This window comes from Micromonospora zhanjiangensis (assembly GCF_042650605.1).
Taxonomy (GTDB): Bacteria; Actinomycetota; Actinomycetes; order Mycobacteriales; family Micromonosporaceae; genus Micromonospora_J; species Micromonospora_J zhanjiangensis.
This window is the reverse complement of record NZ_JBHSBN010000017.1, coordinates 44,889-63,157: the sequence shown is the minus strand read 5'-3', so window position 1 is coordinate 63,157 and position 18,269 is coordinate 44,889. Positions and strand designations below refer to the sequence as shown.

Annotated in this window: 20 protein-coding genes; 6 read left to right on the top strand and 14 right to left on the bottom strand. The window is 69.3% G+C overall.

Features of this window, described 5'->3' with window-relative positions; genetic code table 11:
- Positions 1 to 7: 7 nt before the first annotated feature.
- On the bottom strand, positions 8 to 1,150 hold the full coding sequence (locus ACFOX0_RS22345; protein ID WP_377549247.1) for an erythromycin esterase family protein: 1,143 nt from the start codon (positions 1,148 to 1,150) through the stop codon (positions 8 to 10).
- 90 nt (positions 1,151 to 1,240) lie between these two features.
- On the opposite strand from ACFOX0_RS22345, the gene ACFOX0_RS22340 reads away from it, so the two are divergent.
- Positions 1,241 to 2,023 carry a TioE family transcriptional regulator gene (locus ACFOX0_RS22340; protein ID WP_377549380.1) on the top strand — a complete coding sequence of 261 codons (783 nt, stop codon included), beginning with the start codon at positions 1,241 to 1,243 and terminating at the stop codon, positions 2,021 to 2,023.
- A gap of 301 nt (positions 2,024 to 2,324) precedes the next feature.
- Entirely contained in the window at positions 2,325 to 3,707 is a 1,383-nt protein-coding gene (locus ACFOX0_RS22335) for an NAD(P)/FAD-dependent oxidoreductase (RefSeq protein WP_377549244.1), read from the top strand.
- Between the two features lie 42 nt (positions 3,708 to 3,749).
- Here the strand turns inward: ACFOX0_RS22335 and ACFOX0_RS22330 are convergent, their stop codons facing one another.
- Entirely contained in the window at positions 3,750 to 4,406 is a 657-nt protein-coding gene (locus ACFOX0_RS22330; protein ID WP_377549242.1) for a class I SAM-dependent methyltransferase, read from the bottom strand.
- Between the two features lie 31 nt (positions 4,407 to 4,437).
- Positions 4,438 to 4,893, bottom strand: a complete 456-nt coding sequence (locus tag ACFOX0_RS22325; RefSeq protein ID WP_377549239.1) for a type II toxin-antitoxin system Phd/YefM family antitoxin — start codon at positions 4,891 to 4,893, stop codon at positions 4,438 to 4,440.
- 228 nt (positions 4,894 to 5,121) lie between these two features.
- On the opposite strand from ACFOX0_RS22325, the gene ACFOX0_RS22320 reads away from it, so the two are divergent.
- A complete protein-coding gene (locus ACFOX0_RS22320; protein ID WP_377549237.1) occupies positions 5,122 to 5,865 on the top strand; it encodes an HD domain-containing protein in 744 nt (247 codons plus the stop codon).
- 130 nt (positions 5,866 to 5,995) lie between these two features.
- On the opposite strand, the gene ACFOX0_RS22315 is transcribed toward ACFOX0_RS22320, so the two are convergent.
- The 11 genes from ACFOX0_RS22315 to ACFOX0_RS22265 all read right to left on the bottom strand — a co-directional run bounded on the left by ACFOX0_RS22315 (position 5,996) and on the right by ACFOX0_RS22265 (position 15,464).
- Positions 5,996 to 6,577: a snapalysin family zinc-dependent metalloprotease gene (locus tag ACFOX0_RS22315; RefSeq protein ID WP_377549234.1), complete on the bottom strand. Its 582-nt coding sequence runs from the start codon at positions 6,575 to 6,577 to the stop codon at positions 5,996 to 5,998.
- A 181-nt stretch (positions 6,578 to 6,758) separates the two neighbouring features.
- Complete coding sequence (locus tag ACFOX0_RS22310; protein ID WP_377549232.1) at positions 6,759 to 9,011, bottom strand: protein kinase domain-containing protein; 2,253 nt, start codon at positions 9,009 to 9,011, stop codon at positions 6,759 to 6,761.
- A 482-nt stretch (positions 9,012 to 9,493) separates the two neighbouring features.
- Positions 9,494 to 10,057, bottom strand: a complete 564-nt coding sequence (locus ACFOX0_RS22305) for a dihydrofolate reductase family protein (RefSeq protein ID WP_377549230.1) — start codon at positions 10,055 to 10,057, stop codon at positions 9,494 to 9,496.
- An 18-nt stretch (positions 10,058 to 10,075) separates the two neighbouring features.
- Positions 10,076 to 10,384 (bottom strand): SRPBCC domain-containing protein, encoded by a 309-nt coding sequence (locus ACFOX0_RS22300; protein ID WP_377549227.1) that lies wholly within the window; start codon positions 10,382 to 10,384, stop codon positions 10,076 to 10,078.
- Positions 10,381 to 10,755, bottom strand: a complete 375-nt coding sequence (locus ACFOX0_RS22295) for an ArsR/SmtB family transcription factor (protein ID WP_377549225.1) — start codon at positions 10,753 to 10,755, stop codon at positions 10,381 to 10,383. The genes ACFOX0_RS22300 and ACFOX0_RS22295 overlap by 4 nt, the downstream gene beginning before the upstream one ends.
- A gap of 333 nt (positions 10,756 to 11,088) precedes the next feature.
- The gene (locus ACFOX0_RS22290) at positions 11,089 to 11,538 is read right to left on the bottom strand and encodes an NUDIX hydrolase (protein WP_377549223.1); all 450 of its coding nucleotides are present in this window, start codon (positions 11,536 to 11,538) and stop codon (positions 11,089 to 11,091) included.
- 31 nt (positions 11,539 to 11,569) lie between these two features.
- Positions 11,570 to 12,370, bottom strand: a complete 801-nt coding sequence (locus ACFOX0_RS22285; RefSeq protein WP_377549221.1) for a protein phosphatase 2C domain-containing protein — start codon at positions 12,368 to 12,370, stop codon at positions 11,570 to 11,572.
- 16 nt (positions 12,371 to 12,386) lie between these two features.
- Entirely contained in the window at positions 12,387 to 13,319 is a 933-nt protein-coding gene (locus tag ACFOX0_RS22280) for a hypothetical protein (RefSeq protein WP_377549219.1), read from the bottom strand.
- Positions 13,320 to 13,395: 76 nt separating this feature from the next.
- Positions 13,396 to 14,133 carry a TauD/TfdA family dioxygenase gene (locus ACFOX0_RS22275; RefSeq protein ID WP_377549217.1) on the bottom strand — a complete coding sequence of 246 codons (738 nt, stop codon included), beginning with the start codon at positions 14,131 to 14,133 and terminating at the stop codon, positions 13,396 to 13,398.
- Positions 14,134 to 14,328: 195 nt separating this feature from the next.
- A complete protein-coding gene (locus ACFOX0_RS22270) occupies positions 14,329 to 14,535 on the bottom strand; it encodes a DUF397 domain-containing protein (RefSeq protein ID WP_377549215.1) in 207 nt (68 codons plus the stop codon).
- On the bottom strand, positions 14,532 to 15,464 hold the full coding sequence (locus ACFOX0_RS22265; RefSeq protein ID WP_377549212.1) for a helix-turn-helix domain-containing protein: 933 nt from the start codon (positions 15,462 to 15,464) through the stop codon (positions 14,532 to 14,534). The genes ACFOX0_RS22270 and ACFOX0_RS22265 overlap by 4 nt, the downstream gene beginning before the upstream one ends.
- 98 nt (positions 15,465 to 15,562) lie before the next feature.
- Between ACFOX0_RS22265 and ACFOX0_RS22260 the strand changes: the two genes are divergently transcribed.
- The 3 genes from ACFOX0_RS22260 (at position 15,563) to ACFOX0_RS22250 (ending at position 18,239) form a co-directional block, all read left to right on the top strand.
- Positions 15,563 to 15,910 carry a hypothetical protein gene (locus tag ACFOX0_RS22260; protein WP_377549210.1) on the top strand — a complete coding sequence of 116 codons (348 nt, stop codon included), beginning with the start codon at positions 15,563 to 15,565 and terminating at the stop codon, positions 15,908 to 15,910.
- Positions 15,911 to 16,007: 97 nt separating this feature from the next.
- Positions 16,008 to 17,303, top strand: a complete 1,296-nt coding sequence (locus ACFOX0_RS22255; RefSeq protein ID WP_377549208.1) for a hypothetical protein — start codon at positions 16,008 to 16,010, stop codon at positions 17,301 to 17,303.
- Between the two features lie 9 nt (positions 17,304 to 17,312).
- The gene (locus tag ACFOX0_RS22250) at positions 17,313 to 18,239 is read left to right on the top strand and encodes a DNA-processing protein DprA (RefSeq protein ID WP_377549206.1); all 927 of its coding nucleotides are present in this window, start codon (positions 17,313 to 17,315) and stop codon (positions 18,237 to 18,239) included.
- Positions 18,240 to 18,269: the final 30 nt, after the last annotated feature.

Sequence of the window (18,269 nt, the reverse complement as noted above, 5' to 3'; positions counted from 1 at the left end):
CGTCGGGTCAGGGCACCGCCGTGCCGGTGGTGACGTGCAGGACCGCGTCCGCCCCGGCGAGGGTGTCCCGGTCCAGCGGGAAGTAGCCCTGCTCCGGCCTGGTGTCGGTACGGGTACGGGCAGCGGCGACGGCGGTGGCCGGCACCAGGTCCCAGGTGGCGACGCGCTCGGCCAGATGCCCCTCGTAGGTGTCCGGGTCGGGTGCGCCGAGCCCGAGCACCCCGCTGTGGCCCAGGCTGCCGGCCACGAAGGCGTACCGCTCACCCACCAGCGACTCCACCACGGCACCGGCGCCGTACCAGTCGAGCGTCATGTCCCCCATCCGCATCGTGCTGGGGCTCCGCCGCAGGTGCAGGTTGTGGGCGAAGACCAGGGTCGGGCCCCGACCCGCCTCGACGTCCCGGATGTCGAGCAGGTGCTGGGCCATCAGCGCGTCCCGGGTGCCGGCCAGCAGCGACCACCGGGCGTCCTGGTCGAGGTGCCGGGCCGCCTGCCGGTGATAGCGCAGCAGGCCGAGACCGGCGACGAGATGGGTCCGGGCCCGCGTCCACTCGGCCCGCGAGGTCGCCCCGATCAGTCCCGGCGCCCGCGACCAGAGCGTGGTGAGCATGTCGTCGGCGATCGAGCGCAGTCGGTCGGCCTCGACCGTGGCACCGACCGACGCGGCCGGGTCCAGGACCGCCTCGGTGCGCTCCCACCGGTCGTCCGCGCCGGTCAGGGCGGCGATGTCCAGATCCGACCCCAGGTAGTCGCGGGCGTGTTCCAGGTACCGCCGGGGGCTCGGCGCACTCATCGTCTCCATCGAGGCGTCGAACCCGTGGAACGTCAGCCGTTCCTCCGGCGGACGGTTCTCGTTGTGTTCCCGCAGCCAGGCGACCAGTTCCCGGTTGCCGGCCAGGTCGCCGAAGCCGTGCGAGAAGCCGTCCCGCAGCGCCGCGTCGAGGCTTCCCACACCCTCCCGGACGAAGTCGTCCACGGCGAGGGCGGCCACCCGGTCGGTCTCCAGGGCGATCGATCGGAAGCCCCGGTCGACCAACTGGGCGAACAGCTCGTTACGGATCAGTGCGAAGGCCGGTTCCCGGTGGGTCGGCTCGCCGAGGGCCAACAGATCGACTGCCGCAGGCACGAAGGGTCGAATGTCTTGACTCATGTGTCCCCATCGTATCTGTGAAAACCTCGTTGAGACTCCGACCGGCTGGTGCGCAGTCCACTCCGCTAAAGTCTCAAAACCGTGAGGTACCTGCGGCCGGCCGACCTGGCACGCGGGCACGGCCTGTCGACCCAGGCGGTCCGCAACTACGAGCGGGACGGCTTCCTCCCGCCCGCCGCGCGGACGGCCAGCGGCTACCGGGTCTACACCGAGCGGCACGCGGCGGCGCTGCGGGCCTTCCTGTCCCTCGTGCCGGCCCACGGACACCGGGCCGCCGGCCAGATCATGCAGGCGCTGCACGCCGGCCGGCTCGACGAGGCCCTGCTGATCATCGACCGGAGCCACGAACAGCTGCTCCGGGACCGGAACACCCTCGACGCCGTACGCGAGGCGGTGGACCACCTGACGGCGGCGCCGGACACCACCACGGCCGGGTCGAGCACCCGCCCGGGGACCGGCGACCGTGCCGCGGACCGGTGGTCCGGCCCGCGCCGGCGGGCCGACCCGGGCGTCCGGACCGTCGGCGAACTGGCCCACCGGCTCGGCGTCACCCCGGCCACCCTGCGCAACTGGGAGGACGCCGGCATCCTGGCTCCGGTCCGGGACCCCGGCACCGGATACCGCGTCTTCGGCGCGGACGACCTGCGCGACGCCGAACTCGCCCACCTGCTCCGGCGCGGCGGCTACCCGCTGGACCGGATCTCCGCGGTGGTCCGGCAGGTCCGGACGGCCGGCGGCACCGACGCCCTGGCCCGGGCGCTGGACGACTGGAAACAGCGGCTGACCGTACGCGGCCGCGCCATGCTCACCGCGGCTGCCCAGCTCAGTGCCTACCTGAGCCTGGTGGACCCGCCCGCGGCCCCCGATCGTTAGTGGCTGCGGTCCCCGCCGGTCGAGGTCCTGTCGCCGGGTGCGGTGTGGCACTGCGCCTCAGGCATCCTAGGAGGCTAGTTCTGAGGCCGAAAGCGGGCGCCGGGCGAGACCGCCTTCCCCGGCGCCCCACGGTGCGGTCACGCCGAGGACAAGAACTTTGACATGCGTCGATCAACGTTTCCCACGGTCGAGCGGCCGACCCGACGGACGGGCCGTCGGCCGGTCGGCTCCACCGTTACCGTGCGAGATCATCCGGCGGGTCGTAGCGTACAGCGGAGACAGCCATCGACCCGGAGAGCAGATGAACACACCAGCTGAGGGCCGCCACCGCGTGGTCGTGGTCGGCGCGGGCTTCGGCGGCCTGTTCGCCACCAAGGCGCTGCGCAACGCGCCGGTCGACGTCACGCTGATCAACGGCACCGCGCACCACCTGTTCCAGCCGCTGCTCTACCAGGTGGCCACCGGGATCCTCTCCGAAGGTGAGATCGCGCCGCCGATCCGGGAGATCCTGCGCCGCCAGGACAACGTCGAGGTCCGGCTCGGCACCGTCACCGACGTCGACGTGACCGCCCGTACGGTCACCGCGACCGCTCCCGGCATCAGCTACACCGTCGGGTACGACAGCCTGATCGTCGCGGCCGGCGCCTCCCAGTCGTACTTCGGTAACGACCAGTTCGCCGAGAACGCGCCCGGGATGAAGAGCATCGACGACGCGTTGGAACTGCGCGGGCGGATCTTCGGCGCGTTCGAGCTGGCGGAGCTGGAGACCGACCCCGAGATGATCGACCGGTGGTTGACCTTCGTGGTGGTCGGCGCCGGGCCCACCGGGGTCGAGATGGCCGGCCAGATCGCCGAACTGGCCCACCGCACCCTGCCCAAGCAGTACCGGCGGATCGACACCCGGCGCGTCCGGGTGATCCTGCTCGACGCGCTCGACGCGGTGCTGCCCAGCTTCGGCGACCACCTGTCCACCCGGGCGCTGCGCCGGTTGCACCAGATGGGCATCGAGGTCGAGTTGGGCAACCGGGTGGTCGGGGTGGACGCCACCGGCATCGAGGTGGACACCCCTCGCGGGCATCAGCGAATCGAGTCGATGACCAAGATCTGGGCCGCCGGGGTGGCCGCTCCCCCGCTGGCCGCCCGGCTGGCCGAGGCCACCGGCGCGCAGACCGACCGGGCCGGCCGGATCCAGGTCAACCCCGACTGCACGCTGCCCGGCCATCCGGAGATCTTCGCGGTCGGCGACATGATGTCGCTGAACCGGCTGCCCGGCGTCGCCCAGGTCGCCATCCAGAGCGGTCGGCACGCGGCCGACCAGATCAAGCGACGGCTACGGGGGAAGGAGACCGGACAGCCCTTCTCGTACCACGACAAGGGCAGCATGGCGACCATCTCGCGGTTCTCGGCGGTCGCCAGCATCGGCAAGGTCCGGTTCAGCGGTCTGATCGGCTGGCTGCTGTGGTTGGCGGTGCACCTGCTCTATCTGGTCGGCTTCAAGAACCGGCTCACCACCGTGCTGCACTGGGCGGTGAGCTTCATCGGCCGAGGCCGGTCCGAGCGGGTCGCCACGTTCCAGCAGGTCTTCGCCCGGCGGGCGCTGCTGCAGGTCGGCCCGGGAGTGGTACGCCTCGGCGAGCGGACCGTCCCGGCTCCGGACACGCCCGAGATCACCGAGCCGCGGTAGGACCGGCGGCCCACCCCGCGGACGACCGGAGCGGCGGTACGGTCACGGCTTGGCCACCAGTAGCTGGGTGGCCCGGGCCGGACGGCCGTTCATGGTCTCCACGGGGACCTCGCGGGTGGCGACGAGGTCGAAACCGGCCACCAGGCCGTCGAGCCAGTCCACGGTGTGGTGTCGGCACACCGCCCCGTCACCGGTCTCGAAGACACCGTAGGTGCCGTACCTCGCAGCGAACCGCTGGTACCGGGAACTGTTGCGTTGGTCCTCCTGCAGGCACAGGTCACTGACGTAGAGAAGTCCGCCGGGCCGGAGAACCCGCCGCAGTTCCGCCACCAGTTCCCGCTGTGCGGCATCGCCGGGAATGCACGTCAACACCGCGAACAGCAGCACCACGTCGACGCTGCCGTCGTCCCGGTCCAACCGAGGAGGACGGTCGAGAACCGTGAACCGCGCACCCGGCTGCTGCTCACGCGCGCGGGCTATGAGGTTGGGAGCGACGTCCACCCCCTCGACGTTCTGGAAACCCCGCTCGACGAGCAGCCCCGCCAGCCGCCCGTAACCGCAGCCGTAGTCGAGGATGCGCGCCCGATGATCGATGCCTGCCAGCCACGACGGTTCGACCGGGTGGCCGAAGGTCTTCAACGTCCCGGTCGAGTTCCAGTACCCCGACTGGTTGCCAAGATCCGTCATGGCGACGAGCATCCCACAGCGGCTGAGGACGCCATGCTCACCGTCAGGCGAACCGTCGCAGCAGGTCGGCGTGCGCGGCGCGCAGCCGGGACAGCGCCGGGTCGGCGCGGGTCACCCCGCGCCGGTCGAGTTCGGCCCAGACCTCGGCCAGGGCGTCGCTGACGGTACGCAACTCGGCGGCGTGCCGACGGGCGCTCTGCCGGTGCGCCTCGTCGAGCCGGCGAGCCCAACCGGCGCTGACCGCCGCCATCCGCTCGGCGTCGGCCCGGGACCGGGCCTCGGCTCCGGCGGCGTCGGCGCGGGCCTGCGCCGCGGTCCGGGCGGCGGCGGCCGGCACGATCGCCGCGACCGGACGCGGGTCACCGTCGCGGGTGATCACGGTGACGGTGTCGGTCAGCTCGGCCAGGCCGACCAGTTGGGTCAGCCGGGTGCGCGCCTCGCGCATCGGCAGCGACCGCCGGGGCGGGGTGTCGTCTCGGGACAGCGCGGGTGCAGCCATAGACACATGTTGCGACCGGGGTACGACATTTTCCCGCGAGCCGCACCTCGCGGGACCACCGCGCACCCCGGTTCCGTCGCGGGCGCGTTCCCGGCGCAACCCGATCCGACTGCGGCTCATCCGCCCCGGGTGGCTGACCGGCTGGCCGCCGCGGCGGACGGAGCTGGTCGGGACCGCCGGGTGCCGGCGTTGACGCGGCGCTGGCGGCGACCCGATATAAAGTTGCCCATGGATCTCCCCTCGTACCTGGGCAGCATGCCGATGCACGCGATCACCGAGTTGCACGGCGAGCCCGGGCTGCGGGAACGCTTCCGACTGGAGATCGACCGGTTCGACGCGGCGGCCCGGCGACGGCTCGCCGCGGCCCGGGACCTGGCCGCCGAACTGCACCGCGACGACCGGCGGGTCCGCGAACCGTACCTCAACCACCTGCTGCGGGTGGCGATCCGGCTGATCCACCACTACCAGGTACGCGACGTCGACGTGGTGGTCGCCGGCCTGCTGCACGACGCGGTGGAGGACCACCCGGCGGAACTGGCCGGCGTGGCCACGGCCGGCGACCTGCGGACCGACAAGCTTCAGGCCGCCGCGCTGGAGGTGCTGGCGGCCCGGTTCGGCGCCCGGGTGGCCCGGCTGGTCGGCGCGGTCACCAACCCCGAGTGGCGACCCGACCGGGACCGGCACGAGCAGTACCGGGAGCACGTGGCGGCCAGCCTCGACCGGGAGCCGTGGGCCCGGGTCATCAAGGTGTCCGACTTCACCGACAACGGGGTCGGCGTCATCCACACCTCCGGGCCGAAGGTCGCCGTCCTGGCCGCGAAGTACCGTCCACTGGTGCCGGTCCTGCGCGAGTTGGTCGCCCGCCCGGACACCCCGCTGTCGGCGCCGGTGAAACAGCACATCTTCGAGCAGTTGAAGCTGGCCGAGGAACGGTTCAGCGCGATCCTCGACCAGCCCGCCCCGGCCCGCTGACGGGCGGGCCGGGCCGGGCGATCAGGCTCTGATCCGCGGCCGACGCCGGCCCGGCCGGGGGCGGGTGGACGGTCGCCCCCGGCCGGGCCGGGTGGGTCGGCGCCCGATCAGGCGCCGCCGGTCGGGTACGTCAGCGCAGCGCGCCCGCGGGCGCCGGCCAGCTGTCCTGGAACACGGTGGCACCATCGGCGGCCGAGGACGTGGCGCTGAGCGCCGAGCCGAAGTTCCGGTCGACCTGGGCGGCCTCGCCGCTGCTCGGGTACGGGTTGGTGCACGAGGTGCCGGCGCTGCCGCCGGACATCAGGATGGCGCAGTTGCCGTTGTAGTTGTCCGGCAGGCCGAGGATGTGCCCGAGTTCGTGCGTCATGATCCGCAGCGGGCTGTACTGCGCCGCCTGCTGCGTGTCGATGACGACGTAGCCGTTGCCGAGGCTGTACCGGACCGCGTACGAGCCGCCACCGGTGGTGTAGCGGATCGACACGTTGGAACCGCACTTGGCCATGTTGATGTTGGCCGTGGCGTTGTTCCAGATCGACGCGGCCTGGTCGGCGGTGCCCGCGTACGGGCCGGCCTGGCTGGTGGTGTAGCAGACGTTGCGGATCGCGAGGCTGCCGCCGGGGGCGGCGACGGCCGGGCCGGCGCCGACGGCGGTGGCGCCGAACGCGGCCAGAGCGAGGATGCCGAGGGCACGACTGAGCAGGCGACGGGACACGGTTCACACTCCAGTGGGGGGTGAGTGGGACACAAAAACTTTATACATTTGAATGTGTCACTGTCTATCGTCGAACCGCGTCGCCTGTCAGACCCGACCCACCCCACCGACGCGACGACCCGCCCCGCCGCGGACCATCGGACGGGACCGGCGCCGCCGGACGCCTCGGCCGTTCCACGGGTCAGCCTGCCCCGGTGGCCGCGTCGAGCGCGTAGATGGCGTCATTGTTGTCGCTGGCGACGTACAGCCTTTCATTCGTGATCAGCAGGAGCTGGCCGTTGACGGAGGAGGTCCACCTCGTCCTGCCGGTGGCCGCGTCCAGCGCATGCACGGTCTGGTCGTCGGAGGACCCGTTGACATACACCAGTTTGTCGGCCACCGCCAGTTCGAGACCGCCATCAAGTGGTCTGTTGATCGACCACTTGGTTCTCCCCGTGGCCGCGTTGAGCGCATAGGTGGTTCTGGTCCCGTGCACGTACACCGTCCCGTCAGCGACCTGCAGGCGCGCACTACTCAGGCTCGCCGGCTGCGCGGACCACCTCCGCTTCCCGGTGGCACCGTCCAGCGCGTGCACCGCCTCACCCGAGTACTCGTCACCCTTGAAGAAGCAGAAGAAATACGCGGCTCCGTCCGCCACCGCCCCTTCCGCCTTGGAGTCCACGTCGACCGGAGACGTCCATCGCGGCGCGCCGGTCGCCGGGTCCAGCGCCTGCACATCCTCCTCGCGGCTGACGTACAGCATCCCGCCCGCCGTCCAGAGCTGCGTGGCGTAGCTGCCGGTCAGGTCCCACTTCTTTCGCCCGGTCGCCAGGTCGAGGGCCCGCAGATTGCCCTGGTTGTCGATGTAGGCGTACACCACCTCGTCCACCATCGCGTGGGCATCGATGCCACCGACGGCCCGCGCCACCCACTTCTCGGCCCCGGTCGCCGCGTCGAGGGCATGGATGGCGTTCTCGTGGTGGACATACACGTACACCAGCCCGCCGGACACCGTCAGCAGCTCGACGCCGCCCACGGTGTACTCCCACCTCTTCGCACCGGTGGCGGCATCCAGGACGTACATGTGCCCGTCCAGACCCCAGACGTACACCGCTCCGCCGACCACCAGCGGATACGGGACGGTGACATTCTTACGGTCCGTGTCTCCGTAGCCCGCGCCGTCGATCCGATGGGACCACTTCTTCGCCCCGCTGAGCCGGTTCAGCGCGTACACGGTGGAGTGCTGGGCGTCTTTGCCACTGACATACGCCACTTCGCCGTCCACCACCAGACGCGAGAGCGGGCACCCTCCGGCCGTGAACCACGGACGCCCGGAACCCGCCGGGTCGTCACGCCCGCCGAGACCGTACAGGGCGTATCCACCCTTGATGCCCGCCCCGGCCGCGGCGGCGGCGACGCCGAGCCACAGTGCCCTCCGTCGGGTGAGCAAGCGCGTGCCCGACCGGGTTTCCGGGGTCGGTTCCGGCGGCTCGACGAGCGTGGCGGGCGTCTCCGGTCGGGTCATGTTCAGCGTCGCCGGAGGTGATTCGGGTCCGACGGTTTCGGCGTTCCCGGGGTCGACGAGGGTCGCCGGGGCGGTGGTGCGCGCCGCCGCGTCCGCAATGACCGGGCGGGACGTCGCCGCCGCGGCCGGGAGGCCACGGAGACGGTCGCGGACCTCGGCCGCGGAGGCCGGCCTGTCCTCCGGAGCCTTGGCGAGCAACTCCATGACCAGGTCGTCCAAGGCGGCCGGCACCTCGGGCCGGAGCCGACCCGGCGGTACGGGGGTCCTGGTCAGGTGCGCACTCATCATCGACGCCGGACTGGTGGCATCAAACGGTTTCCGCCCGGTGAGGAGTTCGTGCAGGACGCAGCCGAGCGCGTAGAGGTCGGACCGGGCGTTGCCGGGATGCCCGTCGAACCGCTCCGGCGGCATGTAGGGAAACGTTCCCATCACCTTGCTCGACGGCAGCGACTCCATGAACCGGGCGATGCCGAAGTCAAGAATCTTGACCTGGCCGTCCGGGGTGAGCATCAGGTTCGCCGGCTTCAGGTCCCGGTGCACCACGTCCACCTCGTGCGCCCGGGCCAACGCGGCCGCCGTCTGCGCCGCCCAGTCGACCGCGGTCGGCACCGGCGGCGGCCCGTCCTCGTCCAGCACCGTCCTCAGGTCCCGCCCCACGAGGAACTCCATGACCAGGAAGAGCGACCCGTCGTCACCGTCCTGACCGAAGTCGTGCACGGTCACCACACCCGGATGACTCAGCGCCCCAGCGGTGCGGGCCTCTCGCTGGAACAACTCGGCGCCAGCGACGTCGCGCCTGTCGTGCGGGAGCAGCTTGATCGCCACCCGTCGCCCGATCACCCTGTCCCGACCCTCCCACACCTCCCCCATGCCGCCCCGGCCGACAACCCGCACCAGCTCGTACCGCCCGGCCAGAACCCGCACAACCACCGCACCCCCGAACACGACCGCTGATCATCGGCATGAATTTTGCCCATACTCTTCCGCCTTTGGGAAGAACCGCACGGCGGGATTCGACGCCCTGGTCACGCGGAGCTCGCGTTTCGGGTAACTGTGTTGTCCCCTCACTCACTCATCGCGGCAGGAACGGGCTCGGGCGGCCGATGTACGAGAGGTAGAGCGAGTCCCTGGCGCGGGTGCAGGCGACGAACAGCAGGCACCGTTCGCGCAGCAGGTCGTGTTCGTGCGCGAGCGGGTCGACCTCCGCTTAATCCTAAAATTTCGATGTGTCGGTGTCTATCGCGCGCGTGCGACCGGGCCCTTGTCACGCCACGCGGTGGCGTACCGCTCGATCCACTCCTCATGATCCATGCGAACAGCAGGCAACCTGAAGGGCGCTTGATGTCAAATGAACCCGCCCGGCAGCGACAGCTGCCGGGCGGGTGACGCCGGGAGGCGGACAGGGGTGTCGGTCACCGTCCGAGAACGCCATAGCGGAGAAGTACGACACCGTTTCGGAAGCGACGCTCGTCGAGGAGTTCGAGGTCGGTGCGCATGCCGGTCGGCAACCCCGGCTTGCCCCCGCCGACGGTCACGGGCCAGACGAACAGCTGACACTCGTCGACCAGCCCGGCCGCGAAAGCCTGCGCCGCGAGGTCGGCACCTCCGACGGTGAGATCGCTGCCGGCGGTGGCCTTCAGTTCGCGTACCGCGGTGGGATCGAAACGGCGTTCGAGTCGGGTGTCGGCAGTTGACGTGGCGGTGAGGGTGCTGGAGTAGACGACCTTGTTCGCCGCCTGCCAGACGCTCGCGAAGTCGGCCATGAGTTCGGACTGGGCGGCCAGAGCGGGGTCGGTCTCCCAGACGGCCATCGACTCGTACAGACGCCGCCCGTAGAGGAACGTGCCCACGGACCGCAGGAGGTCGGTGTAGCACACGAACAACTCGTCGTCCATCGGCGACCAGGCGAACACGCCGCGTTCGTCCTCGATGTAGCCGTCGAGCGACATGTTGTTCACGTAGATCAGCTTGGCCATGCCACTACCTCTCGATGATCATCTGCGACAGCCTGGGCCTTCATCAGCGCGGCGTCCAGCGACGCCTTCGAGCAGCTCATCGTCGGCGACGTCGGTGAGATCGATGTGGATGCGCACGCGAAGGCCGGGTACGGCCGCGTTGACCTCGGTCCACCGTTGGAAGCCACCGGGGCGCACGTCGAACTCGATCTCATCGCGCGGCACTGAGTTGCCGATCGGGCCCCACCACGCCGCCAGGTGGTCGGGGTCGGTGAAGGCCCGGTAGACGAGTTCCCGCGGCGCATCGAACACGCGCGAGATGGCGAGCTGCGGAATGTCGCTGTTCAATCGGTCTCCTTGGGGTTGTCGGCCGCCCGATCCGTTGTCCGTTCGGCGGCCTGCACCGCGGCAAGGTGGGCATCGAGGCGGGTCAGGGACGAGTCCCAGAACCGCCGGTAGCGCTCGATCCAGTCGGACGCCTCGCGCAGCGGGGCGGCCTCCAGGTGGCTCGCCCGCCACTTGCCCGACCGGGACCGCGAGATGAGCGCGGCGCGTTCAAGCACCTTCAGGTGCCGTGACACCGCCGGCATCGAAATGGTGAGAGGAGCGGTGAGCTCGGTGACCGTCGCGTCGCGTTCGGCCAGCTCGACGAGGATCGCCCGGCGGGTCGGGTCGGCCAGCGCCGAGAACACCACGCTGAGCTGGTCGGTGCCAGCCATCCGAGGCCTCCTTCACTTAACCAACATGTTAAGCGTATGGATACACGAGTGATGTTGTCAACGAAAACGTCGCTGAACGCGAAGCTCAGAGCAGTCCGGCCGCCTTGCGCAGCAGCTTGTGGAGGGGTTTCCCGCTCGTCGGCACTGAGCTGCCCGAGGGACTCGGTCAGGTCTGGAAGGTCAGCGCGGCCAGCATGCCGGGCGGGCCAGAACCGACCGCCACCAGGAAGGCCGCACGCCCCTCGGCGTAGGCCCATCGCGACCGCCACGATGGGAGCCCGGCCTGGGATGGAGGCTGTTCCAGCGACCCGACACCCTGTTCTGACGACGGCATCATGTCGTGGTCAGATCGGCCCGGTGCCGCCAGCGGGCGATGGTCCGTTTGTATGGCTCCGGCATGCGCAGCTTGGGAATCTCCTCGTATCCGAAGACACCCAGCTCCTTGTGTTCGGCGGAGTACACGAGCTGCTCGTTACCGGTGTAGCGCGCGCCGTAGCTCACGATGAAGACGTGCCGGACCGGCGTTATCTCGTAGACCCAGGTGTCGATGATATCGACATCGGCAACGGTCAGGCCGATCTCCTCCGCCACCTCCCGGCACACGCCGTGCTCGGGTGTCTCGCCCGGTTCCAGCTTGCCGCCGGGCAGTTCCCACTCGTCGCGTTCGTTCCTGAGCAACGGAACACGCCCGTGGTAATCCACCACCAGCTTCACCGAGATCGGCAGTTGGTACTCCAGATAACCAGGGCCTCGTTCCACCAGGTAGGGCGGCCGCTCTGTCACGTGGTATGCCTTTCATCTGGGACGACTTCCGTCAGGCTGGAGTCAGCAGCAGCGCGGCGACATCGTCGGATCGCTTGAATCGACCGCTGTGGCCCTCCGCACCGGCCTCGACGCCACGGATCAGCTTCTCCAGATACGAGAGCCCGTGCGCTCGGCCATCGGAGACCACATCCGACCAGCTCTGATATATCCCGTAGTCGGTGACCAGCCGGGCGAAGCCGTCCGTACACAACAGGATGTCGTCGACGTCAGACCAGTCCCCCACCAGGCAATGCGGACGAAGCTTCCGTTTCTGGTGCCCGGAGAAGACCGACTCGACATCTCCTGACGTCATCGTGTGCAGCCGCCGCTCCTGCATCGCGGACCTGATCCGTCGCTGGTCGACCTCACCCGTGCCCACCGCCGCAGCCTCCCGACGGTCGAAGTAACCGGTGGCAAGAAGGCCAGGCACCCGGCCAACAATGACGGCGGTAGCGTCCCCGATCCGGGTGACGTCGTAGCGGGAGCCCCGATCGACAAGCAGCGCCACGGAGCAGGCCGGCGGAACCCTGTCCACGGGAAAGCCCAATGCCGACTGCTCCCGGGCCACGATTTCCGAGATCTCCGTCAGCAGTTCGGTTGCGGATCCCCGATAGCCCCTTGTCCCGGCGCTATCCAGGTGCCGCGCGAGGGTGTCGACGAGCCACAGCACGTCGCTGTCGGCGGGAAGTGCCGCCTCCTCGTACAAGTCGGTGGCACCGTCGATCACCCAGGCCAGCGGGCCTCGACAACCGACACGGTCCTCGTTGGCTCCCACGCCACCAGCCGTGGTCAGCATGTCCAAGACCTTCATGGCCGATCCGATCTCATCATGGCATCCAAGAGGTAGGCACGAACATTCCGGCTCCTATCAGGGCGCAGCCCAAGACGATCGTGGCAGCCACCCGACGAATCCTGCTGTTGTTGACAAGGGAGAATGTACCGAAGACGATGCCGATCGCGCCGGACGCCACCAACAGCAGCCGGATGCCGTCGGCTCCATTGCTCTGGCTCGCAATATTTCCGGCGGTGGCGATGAACGCCACGACGGCGGCCAGCAACCCGAGGAGCTGAAGTTGCTGCGCCTTGAACTCGGCAAGCTCGGTCCGGAAATGCTGGTGCGCGCGTTCCCAGCGGGTGCGCTCCTGCATCAGGTCGATGCGAACGCGAGTGGATTGATATTGCGTCAGGCGTCGTAGGTAGTCACGCGAGGTCCGCGGCTCCATCTCGATCGCGTGCGCGAGCGACGCGCGGGCAGGGTCAAACTCACCACGGAGGGCCAGAAGCCGGCCCTTGGTCTCGTGGTAGTGCGCTATTCGCCCCTGCGACAGCACGATTGCCTGGTCGGCGCAGCGCTCGGCATCGTCGAGCTCACGTTCCGGCAACTGTCCGTCCAGCCGCTCCAGGTACTCGACCTCGAACGCCGCGAGTTGGTGGACGACTCCCGCGACGTTCGGCATGGCGGCCACGGCGTGCCTCGAATGCTCCACGGAACTGCGCAGTGCGGCGAGGTCACCCCTGGCACGTGCCGTGATCGCATAGAACGTGTGATAGTACGGCTCCGCGCCGAACTCGTCTTCGTACTGCCGGACCGTCGCGGTGTACTCGGCATGGCGTTCCTCCCGGCGCAGCCGCAGCAGCAGCCCGTAGAGAGCGGCGAACCGTGTCCGGGAATCCGCTGCACGATTGCCGAGGACTGCGCGCAGTGCCGTTTCGGGATCGGGGTGGGCCTCGACGATCTGCCGGATCGCCTGGGGATACACCGGATCGGTTGAGGCTGGGAGCCGGGACAGCTCCCCGACCAGCGAGGCGGGTGGGGTGCCGCCAGCTTGTCTGCTCCTACTCCTCCGCATCCCGAAATCCTTGGTTGAGAAATGAATAGGGATGACCGGTTCTGATATTGCCGAGCAGCCGCGCGAAGCGACGGTCGCCGACGAATCCGGTCCGGCCGTGCAGAAATCGATGGTTGTGCGCCAGATACCCGTCGCCGGCTGCGAGGTCGACAGAACGACTGACGGCAGCGATCAGGCGTCGGAGATCAGAAACGAGGCCTTCCGCCTCGCCTGCCACGTTCGGACCGGCCACCTGATCATCCCGATACCGCACTTGGGTCAGTCCATGGCGCTCCGCGACCACCGGTGGCCCGGGCCGTCCGTCCGCCAGCCGCAGACGTAATCGGGTGACCGCGGCGATTCCATCGCTGCGCAGCATGTCGGACAAGACCCGAGCGCCGTCAGCCAGAATCGTCACCCCGCCTGCGCGGGCCGGACTGAGCATCAGACCCGCGACAAGGCTCGGTGGGCGTTCGTCAAGGCTGCGATCGGTGTGCGGCGCCAACGGCGATTGTGTGAATCCAACCTCGTTGGGTCGCCCGGCCCAGCTTGATCGGGGTGTGATGATGGTCAGCCCGGTGGTCACCTGATGCGGATGATCCGCAGGCGCCACCCACGGGTCGAGTAGTTCGGTCAGTTTGGTCAGGCTGCCCTGACGTATCAGGACAACGCCGTCACGGTCGAGCGTTTCGGCGATCAGCGTGGGTGGAACTTCCACGGTCGCATCAATCGCCAGCAGTCGCACTACCGGCTCCGGATATCTCTCAGCACCACGCACTCACGCTATTCATTGAGAGATATCGACATCAAGCCCTTGTCGCGTTCCTGTCCAGCGGTCGTGGAGTTCCTGGGCAGCCTCGGTGAGCGAGTCCGTGAACGTCAGCGCTCTTGGAGCCCGCATGCAACAAGGCAGTGCGGGCTCCAAGAAAGGCTGGGCCGATCAGCGCGATGAGATCGGGGCAGACTTGATCGTGCTCAGAAAGCTGGTCCAGGCGGTATCGGCGAAGGCAAGCGTCGGACCACCACAGTCCTTGGAATCCCGTACGCCCACCTCGCCGCCAGCGAGCCGCACCTCGACGCAGTTGGCGTTGCTGGAGCTGCGGGAAGACTTGAACCAGCCGCGATCGGTGGTGTGCAGGGTGGTCACGTCATCTCCTTGGCGATCCGGCGGATCAGGTCGAGCGAGTCCTCCGAGCTTAACGCCAGCTCCCGTGTCTCGGCGAAGGTCACCACGTAGTCCGTCACCCGGATCGATTGGTCGATGATGTCAATGGAGGTCAGGATCTCCTGCCAGACCAGATCTGGCAGCCGTGGTGACGGAAACGAGAGGATCTCGAACGGTCCGCCGAACGCGGGATGTGCCCCGACGCTGAACGGCAGCACTCGGATCTCGACCTGTTCCGGCTGATCGCTGGCCAGCCGAAGGAGGTGGCCGAGCTGGTCCCTCATCACCGCCGGTCCTCCGACCTGCTGGCGTAGGGCACCCTCGCCGAGCACAGTGCTGACCTTGATCGGATTGTCACCACCCAGCCGGGCCTGCCGTGCCAGTCGGACCGCAACCCGCCTGTCGACCTCGGTAAGCCGGATGGTGGTGGTGCCTCCCCGGATCACCGCTCGGGCGTACTCCTCGGTTTGCAAAAGACCGTGGATCGCCTCCGGGTGGAAACTGCGGATGTGATCGGCGCCGGCCTCGTACCCGAGGAAGCGGAGGAACTCGGCCGGGAAGAGCTGGGCGTACTCGTGCCACCAGCCGCGTCGGGTCGCGCCGAGGCGCAACTCCTCCAGCTCGGCCGCCTCGTCCGGCTCCAGTTCGTAGGTCTTGACGATCTGTTCCAGCCGGCGGGCAGGCAGCTTGACCCGGCCTGCCTCCACGCCGGAGACGTACGCCTGGATGATGCCGATGGCGCGACCGGCCGCAGCCGCGGTGTAGCCGATTTCCTCGCGGCGCTGGCGCAGTCTCATGCCCAGCTCCCACGCCTGCACGACAGGCGAGGACGCCAGTTGCGACAGCGTCTCCCGCGACGTGGACGGTCCTGATGGTGCGGTTGCCATGCCGCCTCCTTCGAGCACATTCACTATTGACAGCCAGTATGCGGAGCGCCACGCTTGATATCAAGCTCACAACACAAATTGTTCAATCCATCCACGACACGCCTCATTGGAGGGACAGACACATGGTGAACGAGGGGCACTTTCGCTATCAGGAGCCGGAGCCGGAGCGGCACGCGTTCTCGCTGTGCCGGGTGACCGACGCCGGCACCTTCGACCAGGGGTACGACCTGCTCGGCGTCGTCCAGGTGACCGTCGACCGGCGGGACCCGAAGCGACTCACTCCCGGGCTGCTCCCCTGGGCGCTGGCCACGCTCGCCTCCGGTGGCTACGGCTTCGGCCGTTACTACGCGGCGTACACCACGCTCGACGAGGACGACGAGCCGTACCACTCCCTCGCCGAGGAGTACGTCGACTGGTCCGGCAGCGAAGTCCTCGCCCCGGCCGGGCAACAGCCCGCAGCTCAGCGCTGACGCCCCGAGCACCGGGGCGGCCGAGGCGGGACACGCCGGTATCGAGGTCGCACAACCGGTCCCGAGAATCCGGCGACTCATTGCCTAAGCTACCCCGGTGCCAGTCTCCCGTAAGCGTAAGAAGAAGCGTTCCAGCAAGCCCGTCCAGCGCACCGGAGGACGGCGCCTGACCCCAGGCCAGGGCGGTGAACCGTTCGGCGACATGTTCGCCGAACGGCGCCGACTGGACGCATCGCGGCAGTCCGTCGCCACCAAGGCCGCGCAGGCGCTCCTCCCGGAACTCGTCGAGCTGGCCACGACCAGGACCGGCACCGACCTCGAAGACGCCCTGTGTGAACGGTTCGGGCCGCTGATGCTGGACCTGGACCGCGGGTCGCTGGGCGAGGACGCCAACCCGCTAGTGTTCCTCGACGCGGTCATCGGCGTGACCGCCGAGGCCGTCCTCGATGGGCTCGATGACGACGGCCCGCAGTCCGCTGGCTGGCAGGGACCGTGGCGCCTGCTGGTCGGCCTGGGCGGGCTCACGCCGTACCCGTTGATGGAACGGTTCGTGGACGCGGTGGCGCGGGTGCGCGCGGCGCCCGGTGGGCGGGTGCTGCCCGCGCTGCCGGACGGGCCGGCGGTGGCCGGGACGGTGTTGTGGGCGCGCGACGCCTACGGCAGCCGGTTCGCCGTGGTCGCGCCGATCGCGACCGCGGAGGGGTCGACCAGGTGGTACCTGTGGGACGTCGACGCCTGCGGGTTCACCGTGGTCACTGTGGACGCCGGCTACCAGGCGGGGCCGGACGAGGCGTTGGCGCGGTGGCGGACCAACGTGGGTGAGGTGGCCGGCGGCGCGGCGACCCTGACGCCGGTCGACGACGGCTGGCTGCTGTCCGAACTACTGCCCGTCGGCGACGAGGGAATGATGCGGTTCGGCGGCGACGGGCTGCCGCAGATGATGGAGTACCACCGCTGCCGGCGACTGGCCGACGAGGTCCGCGCGGTCGTGGGCAGGGCCGCTCCGGGCACGACCGGCTATCCGCTGAAGGACGCGGCGGCGGCCGCCGCCGCGTTCACCGACTGGCGGGCCGCCAACCGCCCGGAGGCGGCACAACACCCGGAGTACGAGGAACTGGTCCAGGAACTCGCCGAGTCCTGGTCGAACAACGGTCCGGTCGGGCTCTACCACACCTGCTCGCCGCACCGGGTCGCGTCGGTCGCCGCGCATCTTTACGGCTACTACCAGGCGGACTTCGCCGACGAGATCGTCCGCCTGCTGCCGGACTGGACGGCCTGGCTCGCCGAGCGCAACGGCACCCCGGCCGACCTGGCCGACCGCTGCCTCACTCCCCTTCGCGAGATCCGCGAGGAGCATGTCGAAGCGGACTACTTCGCCATCGTGACCGAGTAATGTCGGAGAGTGCTCGCGGACATGGAGACGACGACGGCAGAGCGGGCAGCCTTGGTCGCACTGCTGCGTCAACCGGGTTCCCGGTGGCCGGAGATCGCCTTGGAGGTCCAAGAGGCGGGCAGCGCGCTCGCGGTACTTGGCCGCACGGTCGGTGAGACGGGCACCCTGTTCCCCCAGTCGGATCGCGTCACCGCGCTGGTCAGTGAGGCAGCGGCGGAATTCGCCGGCTGGCAGGCTGCCGGCATCGAAGTACATGCCTTGTTTGACGAGGGCTACCCTCCCCAGTTGCTCGGCATCAGAGAAATGCCACCGCTGCTCTTCACCCGCGGCGAGCTTCGCCGCCACGAGCGGGCGGTCGCTGTGGTGGGCAGCAGGAACGCAACCGACGACGGGCTGCGCATCGCGCGCGCTGCCGCCTCCTCCCTGGCGAACCGGGGCGTGACCGTGGTCAGCGGGCTGGCCAAAGGCATCGACACGGCCGCGCATGTCGCCGCACTTGACGCCGGTGGCCGCACGGTCGCGGTCATCGGCACCGGCATTCAGCGGTACTACCCGGCGGCGAATCGGGGCCTTCAGGACCAGATCGCCGAGGTCGGCCTCGTGATCAGCCAGTTCTGGCCAGACGCTCAGCCCAGCAAGCAGAGCTTCCCGATGCGCAACGCGGTGATGAGTGGCTACGCCGCCGCGACCGTCGTCGTCGAAGCCGGCGAAACCAGCGGTGCCCGCATCCAGGCTCGGCTGGCTCTGCAACACGGCCGTCCGGTTGTCCTGACCAGCCAGGTCATGCGTCACCAATGGGCCCGCGCCTTCGCCGACAAGCCGGGCGTCTACGTCGTCCACGGCACGGCGGAACTGCTCGATGCCGTTGACGACATACTCAGCAACCAACCGATCGACACCGGGCTGGAGGGCTTCCCTGACCTCGCCGCCATCTGACAGCCGGCCGAGTATTGCGGCGGCCGACGG